Consider the following 21,184-nt stretch of genomic DNA (forward strand, 5'->3'; position numbering starts at 1 on the left):
ACTATTATGGTAAGTTGGATAAAGCCTGTTTACTTGAATTATTTGAATCTCACGGTTTTTAGGTAAGATTAGACAAGTACCCCACCCAAAGGCTGGCAAGGCGCTCATTGGGTGGTTATTTTTTTGGTGAAATAAAGGGCCGGTTTGCTCTAAAAAGTCTCTATCTTTAACTGCGATCCTTATATGTAATCAGTTTGCATTCAAGCTTATATTTAAAGCTCTCTCCAATGTTGAAAAGGTAGGAATTTGTTCAAAGGAGAGGCCCAGATGGATTGCTGTTTGTGCAATCTCAGGGCGAATTCCACATAGGACTGTTTTTACACCCAGTAATCTTAAAGTCTCGTTTAAACGAAAAATTTCGTGGGCCACCATCGTATCGACCATGACTACTCCTGATAAATCGATATAGAGACAATCTAATCTTTTCTGAGCACACTGTTCTATTGTTTTCTCAAGTATATATTTTGCACGGGAAGTGTCAATATCGCCGACAAGCGGAAGAAGTCCGGCATTATTTGTAAGAGAGATTACCGGTGAACTTAACTCGTTAATAAGCTCCCGATGACTTAATAATCTTTCCATAGATTGTTTATCATACTCTTCCAGAAACCATACCGTCACCTTATCCATCGTGCCAATAATCAGTTTATCCCAAGACTCTTTTACCTCTTGAAAGTGTTCTTCTCCGTGCAAAGACACAAATTGCTTTATTAAGTCGAGATATTGATTACGGGTCCGGTAAAATTCATTCAATATCATATTCGAAGGCGTTGCCAGATGATTTTCATCTTTAGCGACCTTGACGATCCAACCTTCCAATTCTTCTAAAAAAGCGGTTTCTTCTTTAATAAAAACTTGAAAAAATTTCTTGTGAAAATCATTGTTTTGCTTTTTTAGAAGCCGGATCTCTTCCGGGTCTGTCGAGGCATAGACCCCCGAAGTGTTGTCATCCAGCCCCTTATACCACTCATCTGTTAATTGTGAGGCTTTACTCATTAGAAAATCATAAAGCTTTTCATATTTGGGCATTTTTTCCTCCCCCCAGCCATCATATTTTTCTTTAATATTAATTTAATATAAACAAGAGGATGTGGCTATGATTATTTTCTGTAATGTGCAGTTGTGACCATGCAAAAATATATGATAACTCGAGTAATGAATGGCTCATATTTATTCTTCCCGGTAAATTTCACATGAAATCATCCCTTCAGACCAATTCCTAGCTCTATTTTTAATGATCTTTCTGGCTGGGATTGTTTTTTTCTGCAGATTTTAAATGTATATAAGTTGAATTAATTTTTCTTCATGAGCGTTGGAGAGGCCGTCTACTTTGGTTAACGCTTTTTCAGAAACACATAGATTCGTAACCTTCTTGGGGAGGGATCCATGGTTACCTGCCCGGGTTCTCGGGTTTATTGCTTCTTCGGGATGGAATCACTCGCTTTCCTGCCCGGGTTCTCGGGTTTACTGCCCCTTCGGGATGGAATCATTCGCTTTCCTGCCCGGGTTCTCGGGTTTTCCCATTCTTCCGGAGGAAAACTATCGGATTCGAAAATGGATTTACTGATAGCTGCTTATTCGAGAAACATTCTCCGTTTGCCAATCAAATTATATAGCAAAGCAATATTGGCAGAAATTTAAAATTATTCCTGCTGGTGTTTTTTGAGCATCTGTTGCAAATAATCTTCGGACTTTCCCTTCGGAATGCTCAGGCTTTCCCAGTTTTCGCCTTTTATTTGCTTTCCAATATAAACAATTTGCCCAATATGATAAGCATAATGTGCCAACTGTCTTTCAATTGCCTCTATTACCGAATGACTTTCTCCACGAATATATACATTCTTTAATAAGTCTTTTTCGTTTAAACGATCCAATGTGTCAAAAAGGGTACTCCACCCTCTTTCTGAAATCTCTCTCAATTCGGCTTTTGAAGATACATTATCAAGAAATTCTTGGTCGCGATCTCTGTATGCTTTCTCCCCATCCGAATGCAGAAAATGGGTCCATCTCGAAATCATATTGCCGCTTAAATGTTTTATGATTACGGCTATGCTGTTTGATTCCTTATTGGGCTTCCAATGAATATCATCCTCTGATAATTGCTCAATTGTCTTATCTCCAAGGGTTTTTACACTTTTAAACCGCTCTTTTATAACTCTCAAGTACTCAGCCTCAACTCTCACTGTTTCCCCCCTAAATTTGGATTATATTAAGCTAGTTGTCCTGGTATGAACTCCAGTTCATTAATGAGCGCCTAAATACTCTGTTTTCAGTTCTACCTCTTTCAATCCCTCATCCAAATAGACCTTATACGCCTTTGCATGCGGTCTGGAGCTTACAGCTTTTTTTAAATCCTCATCAATATAATGAATGGCAACGCCATCATCAGCTGCTATTCCAGCCTGTATTTTGCCATCGGCTATCAATTGACGATAAGTGGGCCTTCTTTCCGCTTCCCCATCATAATGCGGGCAATTGCTTCCCTTTAATAAACCCAAACACTTTATTGGTTCAAGTCCACCGCCGAAAGAATCAGTAACCCCTTCTTCAAACCAGCAGATGGAGCCCGCACTTATGCCAGCCAATAATATTCCCTGATCCCATGCCTTCGCCAAAATGGTATCCAATCCCCATTCCTTCCACAGTACTAATAAATTCCTGGTATTTCCTCCACCAACATAAATGATATCCTTTTCCAGCAAAAAACCCTCCAAATCCCGTGTAGGCGGTTGAAAAAGTGATAAGTGTGAAGGTTGGCAACTCTGTTGTTCAAAAAAGTTATAAAATCCTGATATATAATTCTCTGAATCTCCACTCGCTGTAGGAATAAAACAAATTTTTGGACGTGATTTCCCTGATTGATTAAGGATATATTGATCTAACAGGTGATTTTCAGGCTCCATGGAAAAGCCTCCGCCTCCAAGAGCAATAATTTGTCTCATTTTTTTACACCCTTCCCCAAAAAGTTCTTACGGTATCATTCGCTCAAAGAGTGTTTGATTTTAAAGGAACAATTATTTTCAGTTTAACCTGTTCATCAGCTCGCCTGTAGTAAGAACAGAAGCAAACTCCTCATGTAAAGTTGCAATGGAAATATTATGAATTTCATCAGGGCTATAATAAATACCATCGGGACCAGTCATTCCAAATGCAGCTGTCGCATCCGAAATTAAAAACGTATTAAATCCCAAATTTGCACTCATTCGTGTTGTGGTAGAAACGCAGTGTGGTGTAGTTAACCCCACAATCACTACATGATTGAGACTTTTTTGTTTAAGGTACTCCTCAAGATTTGTACCGATAAACGCACTATTAACACGTTTCTGGATCACCATTTCCCCTTTAAGGGGCTTGGCAAATTCCATAAAATCCACCCCAGGTTTTCCAGGATAAAAACTTGAATCAGGGTCTCGAGACAAATGTTGAACATGAATAATTGGTAAATGTTTCGAACGCCAGATTAACAATAATCGCTCTATATTTTTTTCTGCTTGCAGATTATTACGTTCTCCCCATTTCTCTTCCTCAAATCGTTTTTGTACATCAACCATAACTAAAACGGGATTTTCCAGCATTGGCTCCATATAAGTCTTCCCCCTATAAAATTAAGAACAAGATCTCCAAGCATGCTATTTTTTTTACTAAAAGTTAAAGTAAGTTCTTTTCTGATCCCAATAATATTCAATCCAAATTGATTACGATCTTAGTTCCTGTCGGACACTCATTATACGGTCCTTCACTTTCTCTAAAAATCAATTGCAATCCCGATACATCGTCCGGCAGCCGCGGTGACACGACGAATTTATAGTTGAGATGATCATCTGATCCGCCACCGTAGTCCACCGTGCAGTGGTATTCCTCATTTATATACAGCTCCCAAAAATGGTGCCCGTGAAGATAATCATCCGAAGAATTCTCAGGCTCGTCCCAATCGATATTAAAGTTGACGACACTCGCGTTCTCATACTGGCGTATAAAGGTTACCGAGTATAGAAACTCATCTTTAGCAACTGATTTCAAAACAGGAATGTATTTTTGAAATCCTTTTGGTTCCACCTGAGGGCGAAAATGCTCATCGGTTCTTAGCATTTCAAACAACGAAATCAATAAGCCCTCGTACAGGCCGTACTGTTTGGCCCAATCTTGTATGTATTCCGTTTGTGGAAATCCGGGGTTGTTTTCCGACAGTTCTTTACGCTTTTTTATTAACTTGCAAATTTCCTCATCAATGGATAGAAGTTTCTTTTCATAATGATCAGTTGGGCGTTCAAACGGCAATCGTTTCAATGCTTGCTTCCTCCTCTTTGATAATAGATGAGCGTCTCTGCAATTTCAGAAACGCCCCAATGATTGATTGAATTTCTATGGTGCAAAAGGAACAAAATACCTAAACATAATAGCCAAAAAGGCAAATACAGAAATTGTACATATACATGCCAAATGCAAGATGATATACAAAATTTTCAATTTCCCTTTGATAAAAAATGAATAAATAAAACCAACTAAAGGGCTTATTATCAAGAAAGGTGTAGTAATTTCCATAAATGCAAACGCAATCTTAGGTACAATCTTTAAATCGACCCCTATTAAGCTTATGATGCATATATGCAAGATCGTTAAAGTAATCGTTATGATTAAGGTAGTGAGGGCAACCTTGGATGGCTGTTTAAAAAACTTCTTCATCATAATCTCCTTTTTTATTACATTTGGAGTTTCTCTCTTAATACATTGATTCTCCGGCCAAAAAGCATCTTTGCCAGGTTACTTTTCAATGCAAGAAGTCCATAGATCGCTCCGCCAACGGTTACACAAACGGCAATGACCAGGATTGACTGGAATCTGCTTTCAGGATCCACCACCATTGCAAGGACGCTCTCAGCTCCTAAAACTGCTCCGGCCATTATCGCAGTAAAAATAAACATCAACAGTGATCTTTTTAAAACAACCGTGTATTTGTACTCAGTGGAATAATAAATGAAAAATAAATTCAGCAGGCAAGCAACCAAATAACCCAATGTTGTTGCATAAACTGCTCCAGCCGTTTCAAATATTTTTATGAGGGGAATGTTCAGGATTAATTTTGTTAACAACCCCATCGACAAACTAAGAACAGTCATCTTTTGCATGTTGATCCCCTGCAAAACTGCCGCCGATATTGAAAAGACAGCAAACAGAATCGCGGCAGGAGCGTAGATGGCGAGAATTTCTGTTCCAAGCGGGTTATGACCATAAAAAACGGTGTAAATCGGACCGGCCAAAATAGAGATTCCGATCACAGCCGGTATGGTGATAAATAAGACAATTTGGAACGCCTTATCAAGTTCACGGCGGAACTTTTCCATATTTCCGCTGGCGTATGAACTTGTCACAGCTGGTATAAGCGCCATCGAAAACGCAGTGGCAAGCGTCATCGGAATAACAACCAGCTTTTGAGTGTTAAAATTTAAGATCCCAAAGGCCGATTTTACAATATCATCCAAACCAATGGAAGCCATTGCCCTGCTGAAAGTCAGGTTGTCTATAAACTGAAATAACGGCATTGCAATGCCTACTACAACAAATGGGATCGAAGAAAAAAAGATCTCCCTTTGTATTTCAGCCATGGATGTTCCCGCTTTATTCTGATCTTTAGCTGCAAGTTGTTTTAAGTAGGGCATTTGTTTATTTAAGTAGATTAAAAGAACAATCGTGCTTCCTATGGCACCAATTGCAGCTGCGAATGTTGCGGTACTGACTGCTGTTACCAACTTGCCTCCGAAAATTTTCAAGACGACAAATGCACCGCTTAATAGGAAAACAATCCTTACGATCTGTTCAACAACCTGTGAAACAGCCGTCGGCCTCATATCTCCATGACCTTGAAAAAAACCGCGGATAATACTCATCGCCGGCACCAGAATTAATGCAAAGCTGACTGCCCGTATCACAGCCGTCAAATCTTCCGAAGAAAATCCTTTATTGCCGTAGCTTCCGAATTCCGCCAAAAACGGGGCAGCAGAAAACATAGCAAGAAAAGCCAAAATACCGGTAAGGATCATTATTTTAAAACTCGATTTAAAAATTCTTTGGCTGACCGAATATTGACCAAGGGCATTATATTTGGAAATGATTTTTGATACTGCAAGCGGAATTCCCGCCGTGGCAATGCTCATAAAGATCGTGTAGGGAATATAGGCATATGCATACAAGCCAACCCCTTCCCCGCCCAAAAGCATATTAAAAGGGATGACGTACAACAGACCAAGAATTTTGGATAATACAGAGCCCAGGGTAAGAATGAACGCCCCTTTGATTAATGTAGAAGACATTTATTTATTTCCTGCCTGTTTAATAGATTTCTTTATAAGTTGAGCATATCACAAATATCTGCAAAATGAGGAAATATTCATTCATTTTTAAACTATTGATTGCTGATTCAGGAAAGAAGGATTTTTCAGGAGATAAAAAGATTGATGTTCACGTTAATTGATAAATTTCTTGAGCCCTTCACATTATTGTTTTTCTTTTACCTCGGTAAAATATTTAAACGCTTCTTCTATTTGGGGCAGTTTTGCAATGATAATGGATGAATCTTCATCAGCATTTGGAATGTTTTGAGGCAGCTCGCTTTCAGGCATTGTTTTTGCCATTTCAATATTTCGAGCTTCCTCAATTGAGTCTACAATGATAAATTTTGATTTGTTATTTACTTCTTTTTCAGGAGCAGTTTTTGAAACCGTTTGTTTGGCATCACCTTTTGGCAGCCAACAGATAATGAAAATGGCACAAACGCACGCAGCAGCCGAAATGAACTTTTTCAAGATAAGAACCTCCCTTTAAGGTAAATAATTCTTTATACTATCATACTGAAAGGTGAACAGAAAAAGAATAAAGAAATCCCGGCAACATTCTCTATGCTTTTCACCCTCTATTAGATACATCAGTAAATATAATCATGAATAGCCCTCTTCTCATTCTCATACATTTATATATCCGGATATATCAGGAGGGAGATTCATTGTTTAAAACTAGCAGCCCAACTACCACTTTAATTAACTTTCTAATCGGCTTAACCATTTTAACAGTGACTACTTTTTTAATCGCAGTCATCATCTCATTCAATTCTGCTCTCTCTTCCGCTGCTATTAAATCTATACTAAGCAAAGTGAATATGGACAGTGTACTGGTAGAGTTGATAAGATCAGAAGTTCATGCACTGCCCCCATCAGAGAATCTTCCGTCACTTACGGAACTTTCATTGGACCTTCTAATCAATATTAAACCGAAGGACGTTAGAACTTTTCTTGGAAATGAAATTCCGGGATTAGCTCTTAATCATACGGAAATTGCAGTTGCCGGGCAGGGAACGAATATTACGAATCTGCCTATCGAGTCTCCTCCTCCGCAATTTCATTTGTTGGAGGAGACTGATGAACCCGAAGACAATAAAAAAGATGAGGACAATCGTTCGAAAAATAAAAATAAGACGGTTTTCATATATCATTCTCATAGTTGGGAAGCTTATAAGCCATTGTTGAAAAATCCAGCCCAGACCTCAAGTAACAATGAAAAAGCAAATGTTATTGCAGTGGGGGAAACATTAAAAAACAAACTGGAAGATAAAGGGATTGGCGTAGAGCATTCAAAAAAGAATGTATCACAAGCATTAACATCCCGTAACTGGAATTACTACCAATCATATGCACTATCAAGAGAGACCGTTCAAGAAGCGATGGGTAGTAATGATAAGCTCAAGTTCTTTATTGATATACACAGAGACGCCCAGCCCAAAAAAGTTACAACCGCAGTCATCAATCAAAAAAGGTATGCCAAATTATTCTTTGTTGTTGGCAAGGAATACAAAAATTATGAAAAAAATCGTGCCTTTGCCGAGAAATTACATGCAGAAATTGAAAAGAAGTACCCTGGTATCAGCCGTGGGGTTTTTGTTAAAGGAAAAAGCGAAGGTGATGGAGTATATAACCAGGATTTAACCGAACATGCCCTTCTGATAGAATTTGGCGGAGTTGATAATGATATGACGGAATTATCTAACTCTGCCGAAGCACTTGCAGATGTCTTTAGTGAATACTATTGGGGAGAGTCCGGAATTTAAAAGATCTCCCCATTGAAACTATTCATTTTCACAATCGTAGATATAGTTAAGGAGGGCGTTTAATTGGTGAATGTTGGTGACATTATATTTCAATTCATAATGCTGCTATTTATATTGGGTATTACTTTCGCTATATTTTTAGTTGTGCGCTCATTAGTCAAGGATCAGTCAAGGTCAAAAAATATGGAACAAAAACTCGATAAGATCATCGAAATGCTTGAAAAAGAAAAACAGGAGTAGCAGCATATGGGGCATGACCCGGGTCCAAGCCTGCCAAGTCATGCCCTCTCCAATCAATTCACCTTTTCATCCTCGGATCAAGTGCATCCCTCAGTCCATCCCCCATCAGATTGAATCCCAACACTGTAAGCATAATGGCTATCCCCGGAAAAAATACAGTCCATGGAGCCTGGATGATGAAGTCTTTCGAATCAGCAAGCATCTTTCCCCATTCGGGTGTCGGCGGCTGCGCACCCAATCCAAGGAAGCCCAAGGCTGCCGCTTCAATGATGGCCGTTGCAATGGAAAGGGATCCCTGCACGATGATCGGCGCCAGGCTGTTGGGCAGGACATGATGAAAAAGAATTCTGCCGTCCGTCATTCCAATCGCTTTTGCCGCCGTAATATACTCCTCCTCTTTTACGCTGAGCACCCTTGAACGGAGCAACCGTCCAAATGTCGGTACATTGATAACGGCGATGGCAATCATTGCGTTTTGCAAAGACGGCCCAAGGATGGCGACAATCGCAATGGCCAGCAATATACTTGGAAATGCCAAAAGAATATCAAAAATTCTCGATATGATACCGTCCACCCATCTCCCGTAATAGCCGGCAATAATTCCTAGTAAGGAGCCCACTATCACCGATCCGCTGACCGCCAGAAATCCGACACGCAGGGAAATGCGTGCACCATAAATGACCCGGCTCAATATGTCACGGCCGAACTCATCCGTTCCAAACCAATGTTTACTTGATGGCGGTAGATGTTTATTCGCCAACTCCGTTTCTCTGAATCCATATGGAGCAATCAAATCCGCGAATATGGCCAGTAAAATGAAGAACATGACGATGCCAAGCCCCAATAAGGCCGCCTTGTTTTTTCTAAAGCTTCGCCACGCTTCTTTCCAAGGGGAAATGATTTGTTCTTCTTCATTTACATTCATGTTTGCATGGTTTTGAGGCAATTTCGCTGCTGGTTCAATCATTGTCTTTCCCCCCTATCGGTATTTAATTCGCGGATCAATCGCTGCGTACAACAGATCCACCGTTAAATTGATTAAGACGAAAATGGTGGCAACAACCAGAATTCCTGATTGAATGACCGGATAATCGCGGAACTGAATCGCATCATAAATATAACTTCCGATTCCCGGCCACCCGAATATCGTTTCCGTCAAGATCGCTCCGCCCAAAAGCAGGCCGGTCTGCAACCCGATGACCGTCAACACAGGAATAAAAGCGTTTTTTAAAGAATGTTTATAAACAACCCAAAACATGCTCATCCCTTTGGCACGGGCAGTCCGGATATAATCAGAACGCATCACTTCCAGCATGCTTGACCGCGTAATCCGGGCGATGATCGCCATGGGAATCGTGGCGAGGGTCAAACTTGGCAATACAAGGTGTTTAATGACTTCAACAAACTGGTCAAATCTTCCCTGCATCAATGTATCAATTAAATATAGATAAGTAATCGGTTCAACCGGGTCCCGAATATTGTCGCGTCCTGTCGTCGGGAACAAATCAAGCTGAATGGAGAAAACATACTGTTCCATCAAACCGAGCCAAAAGATCGGCATGGAAACACCAATCAGAGCCAGCAGCATGGCTATATAGTCAAACCATGAATTTTGAAACCATGCCGAAATAATGCCCGCGTTGACACCAATGATAATCGCAATCAGCATGGCAGCCAATGCCAACTCCATGGTTGCTGCCAAATATGGCCATACTTCCTGGCTGATCGGGCTTTGGGTGCGGATCGACATTCCTAAATCTCCGGTCAACAGATTTTTGACATAATCGAAAAACTGTATATATAAGGGCTGATCAAGACCCAATTGCTTATTTAATGCCTCAACGGCTTCTTCCGTCGCCTGTTGCCCCAAAATGATCTGGGCCGGATTCCCCGGGATTGCATGGATGAGGGAAAATACAATCAGCACCATCCCCAGCAGGACAGGGATTAACAATGTCAGCCGTCTTATCGTGTATGTGAGCATTCGATCACCTTTCTTGAAAAGTTTAAATGGCTGCGGACTAAGAAAAGCGCAAGCGCCTTGCCCATCGACGTACAGACTGGAGTGCCTCCGACGAGATAAAGGAAACACGGCGAGGAACGCGGGCTCAAGCAGCGACGTCCTGTCGCTTCGCCTGCACTAGCACATCCTGTGCGTCGGAGCCGATGTTGACTTATCGTAGGAAAGCTTCTTCTTCGAGAGGCTTCCTGAGCTTTGCGACGAGCTGAACAAGGCTTCCTTGATAAGCTATGGCGCAGGAGCACCAGAGGTGCGAAGTCTGCTAGTCGATAGGCGCTGGAGCTAGACAACAAATGGCTTTGTTCAAAATTTTAAAGCTAAAACATCTTATACTTGCTTACTCAGCCAAAAAAGGGGAGTACGCCCACTCCCCTCGCAAATCCCTATTCCATTGACACATCGTCAAACGCTTGAGACCCTGTCGGATGCGGGAAGAATCCGTCTATTGTACTCTTTCCGGCGAGCTGCGGCACGGAATGGGCGAGCGGTACCCATGGAGCATCATCGTGAATGATTTCCAATGCCTCTTTATACAGTTCGCTGCGCTTATCTTCATCCGTTTCTGTTTGTGCCTCAATCAGCAGCTTGTGAACATCCTCACTCGCATACCTTGAATAGTTGTTGGATCCGATACTGTCTTTATCCAACAGGGCATACAGGAAGTTATCCGCGTCCCCGTTGTCGCCAGTCCATCCAAGCATGAACATCGGAGCTTCCCCGTCCCGTACTTTTTCCAAATAAGTGCCCCATTCCATTGAAACTATATTGACTTCAATGTTGAGCTTTTCAAGGTCTGCCTGGATTGCTTCAGCCACCTTCTGCCCGTTTGGCATGTATGGACGAGGTACAGGCATGGCCCATAAATCCATCTTGAATCCATCCTTGAATCCGGCTTCTTCCAGCAGCTTTTTCGCTTTATCCAAATCAAACTCATAGTCTTCGATTTCATCGTTATATCCGTTGATGGAAGGCGGAATCGGGTTTTTCGCAGGTTCAGCCGTTCCTTCATAGAAGTTGTCGATGATCGCTTGCTTGTTTATTGCGTGGCTGATGGCCTGGCGGACCTTTTTGTTGTCAAAAGGTTCCTTTTCAACATTGAATCCCAAATAGCCGATGTTCATAGACGGACGCTCAAAAATTTGCAGGTTGCTGTCCGCTTTTACTTTTTCGACATCACTTGGATTTAATCCATCGATTAAGTCCACTTCACCTTTAATCAGTGCGTTTAAACGGGCAGAGTTGTCCGTGATGACTTTAAAGATGACTTTATCCAGCTTCGGAAGCCCTTCCTTCCAGTAGTCCTCATTTTTGACGACTGTGATTGTGTCATTCCGTTTCCAGCTCTCAAACTTGAACGGCCCTGTTCCAACCGGGTTTTCGATGTATTTGTCACCAAACTTTTCAATGGCAGCCGGACTTGAAATGCCAAACGGTGTCATAGCCAGGTTTTTCAGGAACGGCGCCTGAGGCCTGAATAATGTAAATTCTACCTTATTTTCATCAACCGCTTTCACTTCCTTGATAACCGCCGCTTCTTCGCCTTTAAATCCGCCAAATTGCGATACAAAATAAGGGAATTCCGCTTCATCCTTCCCGTTCATCCAACGTTCGAAGTTTTTAACGACTGCATCCGCATTGAAATCAGTGCCGTCATGGAACTTTACACCTTCCTCTAATTCGAATGTGTACGTTGTCCCGTCATCAGAAACTTCCCAGTCTTTGGCAAGGCCCGGGACAATGTCCGCCGTTTCCTTCTCATATTTCACAAGTGTCTCAAGTATCTGGTGCGTTACGATTAAGGATTCACCGTCCGTAACCGTTATTGGGTCAAGCTTGACTGCATCCCCTCCGCGAGCATAAATCATTGTTCCGCCGCTTTCAGCTGTTTTTTCTTTCTTTTCTCCGCCCTTTTCTTTTCCTGTCTCTTTCGATCCGGAACAGCCCATAAGAGCCAATGACAGGACGAGCAGCAGTGAAAAAACAATGGATAAACCCTTCTTCATGTTTTTGCCCCCTTCATAATATTTGCCTTTTATTTATTTTACGCGATCAGTCACTCATACAAGTGGCACGCCGCGTAATGGCCTTTTTCAACTTCTTTGAACAATGGACGTTTGTGAGCACATTGTTCCATTGCCGCCGGACAGCGCGTATGGAACGCACAGCCCGCTGGCGGATTCGCCGGGCTTGGCACATCTCCGCGTAAAATAACTCGCTCCTTTTGGAAATCAACATCTGGAACAGGTACAGCCGATAATAGCGCTTTCGTATATGGATGTTTCGGATTTTCATACAATTCTTCGCTATCCGCAAGCTCCACGATCCTTCCAAGGTACATGACTCCTACCCGATCGCTGATATGCCGGACAACCCCCAGATCATGTGCGATAAATAGATAGGTCAAATCAAATTCTTCCTGTAAATCCTTCAGCAGGTTCAAAACTTGCGATTGGATGGATACATCAAGGGCAGAGACAGGCTCATCCGCTACAATGAGCTTTGGATGGACAGCCAAGGCCCTTGCAATGCCGATCCTTTGCCGTTGGCCCCCGCTGAATTGATGAGGATACCTCTTTGCGTGATAATCATTGAGCCCCACGATTTCCAGCAGCTGGCGCACCCTTTTCTTTCGCTCTTTTGAATCTGTCACGCCATGAACGATCAATGGCTCCTCCAATATTTTTTCAACTTTATGCCTTGGGTTTAAGGAAGCGAACGGGTCCTGGAACACCATCTGCATTTCCCTGCGAAGACGGCGCATTTCATTTTTGGGAAGGTTCGTGATCTCTTTTCCTTCAAAGTATATTTTTCCTTCTGTCGGTTCCAGAAGACGGAGCAGCGTTTTGCCTGTCGTTGACTTTCCGCATCCGCTTTCGCCGACAAGCCCCAATGTTTCGCCTTTCTTAATAAAAAACGATACATCATCAACCGCTTTCACTTCGCCTATTTGTTTCCCGAACGCCCCGCCTTGGATGGGAAAGCTTTTCTTTAAACCCTCGACTTCCAATAATCGATCTGTCATCCGCTGACTTCTCCTTTTTCGCTTTCATACAACCAACATTTCACTTTATGTACATCTGATAGATTCAAAAGGTCAGGGGTTTGGGCAAAGCAGCGGTCAAAAGCATGTTCACACCGTGGTGCGAAGTGGCAGCCTGTTTGGATTGAACCGGGTTTTGGCACATTGCCCTCTATTGAATAAAGCCGCTCCTTTTTATGGCGCATATCCGGGACAGACTGGATCAATCCAACCGTATAGGGATGTTTCGGATTTTTAAAAATCGTTTTGACATCCGCTTCTTCCACGATATGCCCAGCATACATGACAATGACGCGGCTGCACATTTCAGCCACGACTCCCAAATCGTGAGTAATCATAATAATCGCAGTATCCGTGTCTTTGTTAAGCGCTTTCATCAAGTCAAGAATTTGCGCCTGAATGGTGACATCCAGTGCCGTTGTCGGCTCATCCGCAATCAACAATTCCGGATTGCAGATCATCGCCATCGCGATCATGACGCGCTGCCTCATCCCACCGGAAAGCTGGTGAGGATATTCATTGAGCAATTGCTCCGCACGCGGAAGGCCCACAAGCTTCAACATTTCAACCGCACGCTCTTTTGCTTTCTTTTTTGGTAGTTTCCTATGGATCTGAATAGCTTCCAGCAGCTGCTCGCCGATGGTAAAAACCGGATTCAGGCTCGTCATCGGTTCCTGAAAGATCATGGCGATTTCATTGCCCCGGATTTGCCGCATTCGCTTTTCCGATGCCAAAGCGAGGTTTTCTCCTTTAAATAAGATTTGGCCATCCACTTTTCCCGTTTGTGCCGGAATAAGCCCCATGATAGACAAAGAAGTGACGCTTTTTCCGCATCCCGATTCCCCGACAATTCCGAGGACTTCACCGGATCGGACATGAAAGTCGATGCTGTTTACAATCGGGATTTCCCCATCATCTGTAAAAAAAGAGGTTCTCAGCCCTTCTACTTTTAATAATGCATTATCCACTGCCTCGCTCCCTTCTGAGGATGACTTACTATATTTCAAAAACATTATTACATTAAAACGAAAAATTGGCAATATGAAAAATAGAATGATATGTATATAAATGCCTAGATTACAGTCTATTAAAGTATTCGATACTTTTTTCGTAAGTCCTTTTTATTATTGGAAAATGAACTGCGGATTGAAGATTGGCATCGGAATACATAGCAAATAAGCGGGCCAGCCCTTGTCTGATCCGCTTTTATTGTCAATATCCGACTACATCGCTCTGTCCCGATTGCCTTTCGAACGTTTTTCTACAAAAAGAATCCCAAGTTCGTGGTGATCGCCTTCGTAGAGGGCACATTGCTCAAATCGGATTTCGCCCTTCACATCAAGCACCTCAAGCTTGCAATAAGCACGATTTTTCAAAAGTGCTTTATACAATTCATCTTTATTGGAAACCGCCACATTGTTGCAGGCCTGGATAATTTCTCCCGTTTTCAGCTCCATTTTACTTGCCGGCGTCCCCGGAATAATGTCCAGTATCATAACTCCGCTGTTTCGGGGTGTAAAATAATAGAGCGTATTATTTTCCCTGACACGGTGTCTGTATGAAATGAACAGCCGTCCGAGAATGGCGATGCCTGCAATAACCGGAGGAATATATTCCTGGTAATAGAAACCGGCTGACGATGCGGCAAGGATGATCACACCCAAAAGAATGATTTGTTTTGCCAATCTTTCAACCGCCTGGCTTGGCAAACTGCTTTGGACCTGGTTCTGGAAGCCGAGTGCAAAAGGGACGAGTATAAGTGAATACGTCTCTGTTCCCCAGTCGATCACCGGCCACCAGTCAAACGGAGCCGTCAAAGGGCCTGCAGGCAGAAAAAAGAAAATGGGGAGCAGCCACACCCGTTTGATTTGAAGTGCGCCTATCGTAAGCCCCCTTCGGCTTGTCCGCAGCTTGGGAGAAACATCTTTCAAGCCGTTTTTTAACATTAGAATCCCTTCTGATAAGAGGAGAACACCAAGCAGAATGGGAATCCCTATTAAAAATCGGCTGTTTTCCAATAATGTATCTGTGTAAGGAATATGTACACTAAAAAACGTGATAGTAAACACAATTAGAATCGGAAGACCTACAGTATATGCAGGAGAAAGCAGCCTGGCGTTGCCGATCACTCCCAGAAGAATGGTGGTGATGGCAATCAATGCAAACATTTCGAGGGGAATCGTCAATCCGGTTATAATCGTTATGATGGATAAGCTCATACCTGCCAGAAGTCCTGCAGGGAGCAAATGCTTCAGTTCATGGAATTGGTCATGGACTCTGACATTAAAATCGTTCCGTTCCCTTTTTATTCTAATAAAACCGGCAAAGAGCACCAGTAGGATAGAAAAATATAATACAGGATTCAGAAAAAGCCTGCCTATTCCCTTGGCTAATTCGAACAGCCATAATTGCACCATCTTGCAGCCTCCCTCTGGAATGAATGATTATCTCTTATTCTATCAAAGATTTTATCAGGGAGAAATGCATATTTTTTTAGAAGAAGACAAAGGTACAGGCCCCTGCCCACTGTTTGCAACTGTAAAACGGGTATTATGAGTCCAAAACGGCCACGCAAGAGTGGCTTGCGTGGCCGTCGATAAGTTTGCCGATTTATTTCATTGATTTTAATGCCACCTGAAGCTGGAGATCATTTCGTTCATCCTGAATTTCCTTGATGACTGCCTCTTCCAGCTTTTCGGCGGTTTTTTGATCAATTTTTCCTGTTACCGGCACTTTTTCAATTGATTGGAATGCCCGTACGGCACGTTCCGTCTGGCCGTCGAAATATCCATCCGTCCGTCCCGGACCATAGCCGAGCCCTGTCAATAACTCTTGGGCAATCTTCACTTCTTCGCTATTCATGTCACGGGCCAGCTCTTTTTCGACTGTCAATGAATGAGCGTGGAAATATTCCGGCTGTTCGACTTCTATCGTCGGTGCGATTCCTTTTTCATGAATCCAGTTGCCGTCAGGCGTCAGCCATTTGAACATCGTCAGTTTAATATTGCTCCCGTCCTCAAGTGGGATGGCCTGCTGGACCGTTCCTTTTCCAAAAGACTTGGTTCCCACCAAATCATAGCCTTCGGCTTCCTTTAAGGCGCCGGCTAAAATTTCTGATGCTGAGGCACTTCCTTCATCAATCAGTACAGTAATCGGATAGGCTTTCCTTTCTTCCAGGCCAGAAAAATAAGGATTCTTTTTTCCGCTTCTTTCTTCGATTTGAACGTAGGGCTTTTTATTTGTAACCAACTGCTGTAATATTTCCTCCACACTGGAGAGCATGCCTCCCGGATTGCCACGGACATCGATAATGAGGCCGGCCATTCCTTCCTTCTCCAATCTGTTCAGCTCGCTTGTAAACTCCCGGGCCGTCCCCTCTGCAAAAGAGGTGATCTCTATATAACCGATTTTTTTATCCCCATTCTTTTTCATATCGGCAAAAACGGTCACAACCGGCACTTCTTCACGGGTGATTTCCACCGCAAACGGTTTGCTCGCCCCTTTGCGCAAAATCTCCAACTTGACAACTGTCCCTTTTTCCCCGCGGATTTTTGTTGTAGCTTCATATAAATCCAGCCCTTCCACCGATTCACCGTCAATTTTTAAAATTTGATCCCGCGGTTTGAGACCTGCCTTTTCAGCCGGTGTATTTTTAATAGGCGCCACAATGATCAGCTTGCCTTCCTCAATCGTGACCTGTGCTCCTATTCCGTCAAACGATGAATCGAGACTGTCGTTGAAGCGTTCCGCCGTTGCCGCATCCATATAGACGGAGTACGGATCCTTCAACGTTCCGATCATCCCCTGAATGGCACCCTGAACGAGCTGTTCGTGATCCACTTTTTTAACGTATGATTTTTGAATCAATTGATAAGCCTGCTCTATTTTTTCAAGATTGCCCGATACCACCGAGGACTTGTTTGTGCTTTGCTTTTCTTCAATTGGATTGTCTTTTGAATTGGATTCTTTCCATTTCATTCCTGCATATGTCCCGCCGGCCCCCAAAAACAAAGAGCAGGCGGCGACCAATGCCAGCCATTTTTTGTTCATCGTCTTCCCCCTCAACCGGTTCACCTTACTTCAAAATCTATGCCGGCGATGGACAAGTTATGAAGGTTTTTCTTAATTGTGATACGATGTAAAAAAGCTTGGAAAGGCGGTTTGCCTTATGATAGTCAGAGAACGGCCGGATGAATTTGTCATGATTGAGCAGCATCATCATGCGGAGATTTCGGGCAAGTTGATGTGCTGCTTGAAAGAGGAGTTGCTTAAAGGGCAGGCAAGGGAATCGGTAACATTTGCCGTTTACCAGCATGACTGCGGATGGAAGCTTGCAGACAAGCAGCCGATTTGGAATGACAGCGAGCTCGCTCCGTACTCCTTCACCAACTTTCCGACGCCGTTGAAAACACTCATTTATCAACATGGTATCGATGAAGTCGCCAAGGAAGATGCATACGCCGCCCTTTTATGCAGCGAACATTACACAAGATTCCTGCTTCACGATGAGTCGGAAGAGGCCAAGGCTTTTGTAAAAAAGGAAAAAGCACGCCAGGAACAACTGATTGAAACGCTGCCCCGTTTCGATCCTGCTTTATTCGGATTTCATTATGGTTTGCTTCAGCTTTTCGATAACCTGTCGCTGTTTATATGTTTGAACGAACCCGGAAAGAACGAGAATCCTTTTTTCCGGAACGGCATCCCCTTAGCGCCTGCACTTGGTCCGAATGGGAGATTGAATGTGCGTTGGATTAATGAGAGTACGGTTCAGGTAGAGGATTCCCCACTCGAAAAGGCGTGCACGGTGACTGTGAAGCAAAAAACCGTGCGCAAAGAGAATATTATAAAAGAGGGATTGATCAAGAGCTGCTTGGAAGCCCCTCTAGAGAAATTTTCCATCACAATGACACCTCATATATGAAAAGTTGATTTTTACGATGGTGCGAATACAGGAATCGTGTAAAAAAAGCCGGCGTGCATTGAAGTGCACATCCGGCTTTTCAGTATCATTCTTATTTTGCTTGGCCCACCGCCTCAACGGCTTTTTCAATCGCTTGCGCAAGGTCCGCAGTAATATCTTCAACAGACTCCAATCCAACCGCCAATCTGATCAATTCTTCTGTTACGCCTGTGTCTTTCAATTCTTCGGCGCTCAATTGCTGGTGAGTTGTAGAGGCAGGATGGATGATCAACGATTTCGCATCTCCGACGTTCGCTACGTGTGACCAGAGTTTGACGTTGTCGATTGTTTTTCTGCCGGCTTCTCTTCCGCCTTTGATTCCGAAATTCACAATGGCTCCAGGACCTTTAGGCAAGTATTTTTTAGCGAGCTCATGTGCAGGATGGTCCTCCAATCCCGGATAGGATACCCATTCCACTGCATCATGATTTTTCAGGAATTCAGCGACAGCTTTCGCATTTTCTATATGCTTTTCAATCCGTACATGCAATGTCTCAAGTCCTTGGAGGAAAATAAAGGCATTATCCGGGCTCAGGCATGGGCCGAAGTCGCGGAGCAGATGTACGCGGAGTTTTGTCGCAAAAGCCGCACCGGGCACATCGATTCCGTAACGGATGCCGTGATAGCTTCTGTCCGGTTCAACAAAATCAGGGAATTTTTCGTTGTTCCAATCAAACTTCCCACCATCCACTACGACACCGCCGATGGCTGTACCATGACCGCCAATCCATTTGGTAGCAGAGTGGACAACGATGTCAGCGCCGTACTCAATCGGCTTGCACAGATACGGTGTCGCAAAAGTACTGTCTACAATCAATGGAATATTGTTGTCATGCGCCACTTTTGCAACGGCTTCAACATCCAATACATGAAGGCTTGGGTTTCCGATGATCTCCCCGTAGATCGCTTTTGTTTTCGGAGTGATCGCCTTGCGGAAGTTTTCCGGATCGGTCGGATCGACGAATTTTACATTAATGCCGTACTTTGGCAGCGAAATGGAGAACAGGTTGTATGTGCCTCCATAAAGATCCGTAGCAGCTAAAATTTCGTCACCTGCACGGGCAATGTTCAAAATGGTAAACGCGATAGCGGCCGCTCCGGAAGAAAGGGCAACAGCAGCCGTTCCCCCTTCAAGCTCGGCAACTCTTTTTTCAAATACGTCAACTGTCGGGTTCATAATTCTTGTATAAATATTTCCTTGTTCTTCCAGAGCAAATAGTTTTTGAGCATGTTCTGTGTCGTTAAATACATAGGAGGTTGTTCTGTAAACAGGAACAGCACGTGATCCTGTAGCATCAGGCTCCTGTCCTCCATGCAATAAAATTGTTTCCGGCTGATAATTTTTTTCTTGTGTCATTTTTTCTTCCTCCTTAAAGTTTTTTAATTCGATCGGAACAGTTGGTAATAAAACGGCGCAAATACAATGCCGTTTAGGAAGGGGGAAAAGAAAACTAAAAGCCCTCTTCCGTATAAGAAGAGGGCCGATATGACGATTCCTCCCCTTATCTTCCAAGTCAATAGACTTGTAGGAATTAGCACCTTTTCAGAAAAACTGAAGGTTGCCGGGCATCACAGGGCCTATTCCCTCCGCCGCTCTTGATAAGAGTGTTACTTGTTAATTCATGTAATTGTTCAGCTCTGTCGAGCTCTTGAATAATACTATATACCACTGGTCCATGAACTGTCAACACTAAAATGAATTATTTTACATTTTGGATGTTATTTCATTTCAGATACGATCTTTTCAATCGTTTCTTCATCCATCGGACCAATGATTTTCGTATGGATCTTGCCATTCGTATCAATCATGTAAGTCGTCGGGATGGTGAATGCCCCATAAGTTTTACCGATCTCTCCGCTTTCGTCAAGAGGCACAGTAAATGTAAGATCGTATTCTTCAATGAAATTCTCAACCTTTTTGTTGACGTTCCCTCCCCGCTCGGCATTCGTCAAATTCACGGCTAAAATTTCCGTATTTTGCTGTTTGGCCTTTGTTTTATAGTAATTTTCCATATGGGGCATCTCCGCTTTACACGGCGGGCACCAGGACGCCCAGAAATTCAGAATGACCTTTTTGCCTTTATAGTCTGACAGCTTTACAGAAGCGCCGTCTAAAGTTTCCAGCTCAAAATCCGGCGGGACATCCCCATTTTTTAGGCCTTCACTAGTTTGCTCCTCTGTTTGCGATTGCGTTAAAAACTCCTCCTGAGCGGCTTCGATTTCGTCATTTTCGCGTACCTCCTGGATGATGTTTACAACAACGATTCCGACAAGCAGTGCGATAAGTGCCAAACCGAATATCCTTTTGTTCATTAATATTTTCGACTTCCTTTCCATGCGGCCCAGCTAATCATAAAACTGCCGGCTGTATAAGTCGCCATTGGGACGGAAAACAAATTTCCTGCCAATGAGTGAATAAGCCCCAGAAAACAAAGGTATAGTACGAGAGTTTGAATACTCCAAACTGATTCAGCCGATTTTTTCCTCAACCAAATGAAAAAGGCGATACTCCCGATCAATTGTAAGCTTGAAAGCAATATATGCCATTTGGTTAATAAATAGAAGACAAGCTCATATACTGTAATCATCAAAATCCATACTTCCATTTGGAGACTCTTTTCCAAAATCGCGGATTTTCTTGCGGCAAAAAATAAATAAAGGAAAGCAGCTGCGAATCCAATCCAATATCCTTTAAGGCCGCCGTTAAAATACACGATGGAAAAAGGATTTTTAACTGCAGTTTGAAATTGGAACAGAATAACGCTCAGCTTCCATGTCAGTGCAAAGATAAAAAAGGCATTGCTCTGAAACCTCTCCCCATTAAAATGG

At 42.9% G+C, this 21,184-nt stretch carries 19 protein-coding genes, 1 pseudogene and 1 riboswitch; of the genes and pseudogenes, 3 read left to right on the top strand and 17 right to left on the bottom strand.

Annotation, left to right across the window (positions count from 1 at the left end; translation table 11 throughout):
* Positions 1-189 precede the first annotated feature (189 nt).
* The 7 genes from D4N35_RS16015 to D4N35_RS16050 form a co-directional block, all read right to left on the bottom strand.
* The gene (locus tag D4N35_RS16015; protein ID WP_120075490.1) at positions 190-1,029 is read right to left on the bottom strand and encodes an STAS domain-containing protein; all 840 of its coding nucleotides are present in this window, start codon (positions 1,027-1,029) and stop codon (positions 190-192) included.
* A gap of 614 nt (positions 1,030-1,643) precedes the next feature.
* Positions 1,644-2,183, bottom strand: coding sequence for a DUF1572 family protein (locus D4N35_RS16020; protein WP_120075493.1), 540 nt, complete (start codon positions 2,181-2,183; stop codon positions 1,644-1,646).
* 60 nt (positions 2,184-2,243) lie between these two features.
* Entirely contained in the window at positions 2,244-2,942 is a 699-nt protein-coding gene (locus D4N35_RS16025; protein WP_120075495.1) for a Type 1 glutamine amidotransferase-like domain-containing protein, read from the bottom strand.
* Between the two features lie 78 nt (positions 2,943-3,020).
* On the bottom strand, positions 3,021-3,584 hold the full coding sequence (locus D4N35_RS16030) for a cysteine hydrolase family protein (RefSeq protein ID WP_120075497.1): 564 nt from the start codon (positions 3,582-3,584) through the stop codon (positions 3,021-3,023).
* Between the two features lie 97 nt (positions 3,585-3,681).
* Positions 3,682-4,287, bottom strand: a complete 606-nt coding sequence (locus tag D4N35_RS16035) for a hypothetical protein (RefSeq protein ID WP_120075499.1) — start codon at positions 4,285-4,287, stop codon at positions 3,682-3,684.
* 413 nt (positions 4,288-4,700) lie between these two features.
* Positions 4,701-6,308, bottom strand: coding sequence for a putative polysaccharide biosynthesis protein (locus D4N35_RS16045; protein WP_120075503.1), 1,608 nt, complete (start codon positions 6,306-6,308; stop codon positions 4,701-4,703).
* A 183-nt stretch (positions 6,309-6,491) separates the two neighbouring features.
* Positions 6,492-6,800 (bottom strand): hypothetical protein, encoded by a 309-nt coding sequence (locus tag D4N35_RS16050; protein ID WP_120075504.1) that lies wholly within the window; start codon positions 6,798-6,800, stop codon positions 6,492-6,494.
* A 197-nt stretch (positions 6,801-6,997) separates the two neighbouring features.
* On the opposite strand from D4N35_RS16050, the gene spoIIP reads away from it, so the two are divergent.
* A complete protein-coding gene (gene spoIIP / locus D4N35_RS16055; protein WP_235870410.1) occupies positions 6,998-8,095 on the top strand; it encodes a stage II sporulation protein P in 1,098 nt (365 codons plus the stop codon).
* Positions 8,096-8,161: 66 nt separating this feature from the next.
* Positions 8,162-8,335 carry a DUF4083 family protein gene (locus D4N35_RS16060; protein WP_120075527.1) on the top strand — a complete coding sequence of 58 codons (174 nt, stop codon included), beginning with the start codon at positions 8,162-8,164 and terminating at the stop codon, positions 8,333-8,335.
* 58 nt (positions 8,336-8,393) lie between these two features.
* On the opposite strand, the gene D4N35_RS16065 is transcribed toward D4N35_RS16060, so the two are convergent.
* From D4N35_RS16065 to D4N35_RS16095, 7 genes are all read right to left on the bottom strand, one after another.
* Positions 8,394-9,260: an ABC transporter permease gene (locus D4N35_RS16065; protein ID WP_120075528.1), complete on the bottom strand. Its 867-nt coding sequence runs from the start codon at positions 9,258-9,260 to the stop codon at positions 8,394-8,396.
* Positions 9,261-9,314: 54 nt separating this feature from the next.
* Positions 9,315-10,319, bottom strand: coding sequence for an ABC transporter permease (locus tag D4N35_RS16070; protein WP_120075506.1), 1,005 nt, complete (start codon positions 10,317-10,319; stop codon positions 9,315-9,317).
* 419 nt (positions 10,320-10,738) lie between these two features.
* Positions 10,739-12,358: an ABC transporter substrate-binding protein gene (locus D4N35_RS16075; RefSeq protein WP_120075508.1), complete on the bottom strand. Its 1,620-nt coding sequence runs from the start codon at positions 12,356-12,358 to the stop codon at positions 10,739-10,741.
* A 50-nt stretch (positions 12,359-12,408) separates the two neighbouring features.
* On the bottom strand, positions 12,409-13,377 hold the full coding sequence (locus D4N35_RS16080; RefSeq protein ID WP_120075510.1) for an ABC transporter ATP-binding protein: 969 nt from the start codon (positions 13,375-13,377) through the stop codon (positions 12,409-12,411).
* A complete protein-coding gene (locus D4N35_RS16085) occupies positions 13,374-14,408 on the bottom strand; it encodes an ABC transporter ATP-binding protein (RefSeq protein ID WP_430722749.1) in 1,035 nt (344 codons plus the stop codon). Before D4N35_RS16085 ends, D4N35_RS16080 begins: the two co-directional genes overlap by 4 nt.
* A 210-nt stretch (positions 14,409-14,618) precedes the next feature.
* The gene (locus D4N35_RS16090; RefSeq protein ID WP_120075514.1) at positions 14,619-15,812 is read right to left on the bottom strand and encodes a PDZ domain-containing protein; all 1,194 of its coding nucleotides are present in this window, start codon (positions 15,810-15,812) and stop codon (positions 14,619-14,621) included.
* A gap of 193 nt (positions 15,813-16,005) precedes the next feature.
* On the bottom strand, positions 16,006-17,445 hold the full coding sequence (locus D4N35_RS16095; protein WP_120075516.1) for a S41 family peptidase: 1,440 nt from the start codon (positions 17,443-17,445) through the stop codon (positions 16,006-16,008).
* 118 nt (positions 17,446-17,563) lie between these two features.
* On the opposite strand from D4N35_RS16095, the gene D4N35_RS16100 reads away from it, so the two are divergent.
* Positions 17,564-18,316, top strand: a complete 753-nt coding sequence (locus D4N35_RS16100) for a DUF3891 family protein (RefSeq protein WP_120075520.1) — start codon at positions 17,564-17,566, stop codon at positions 18,314-18,316.
* A gap of 91 nt (positions 18,317-18,407) precedes the next feature.
* On the opposite strand, the gene D4N35_RS16105 is transcribed toward D4N35_RS16100, so the two are convergent.
* From D4N35_RS16105 to D4N35_RS18220, 3 genes and pseudogenes are all read right to left on the bottom strand, one after another.
* A complete protein-coding gene (locus tag D4N35_RS16105; protein ID WP_120075522.1) occupies positions 18,408-19,712 on the bottom strand; it encodes an O-acetylhomoserine aminocarboxypropyltransferase/cysteine synthase family protein in 1,305 nt (434 codons plus the stop codon).
* A gap of 142 nt (positions 19,713-19,854) precedes the next feature.
* Positions 19,855-19,961, bottom strand: a riboswitch (SAM riboswitch).
* A 113-nt stretch (positions 19,962-20,074) separates the two neighbouring features.
* Positions 20,075-20,668 carry a peroxiredoxin family protein gene (locus tag D4N35_RS16110; protein ID WP_120075524.1) on the bottom strand — a complete coding sequence of 198 codons (594 nt, stop codon included), beginning with the start codon at positions 20,666-20,668 and terminating at the stop codon, positions 20,075-20,077.
* Positions 20,668-21,184, bottom strand: a pseudogene (locus tag D4N35_RS18220) (hypothetical protein); the annotation flags it as partial. The gene D4N35_RS16110 and the pseudogene D4N35_RS18220, both read right to left, overlap by 1 nt.

Source organism: Siminovitchia fortis (assembly GCF_003605365.2).
GTDB lineage: Bacteria > Bacillota > Bacilli > Bacillales > Bacillaceae_C > Siminovitchia > Siminovitchia fortis.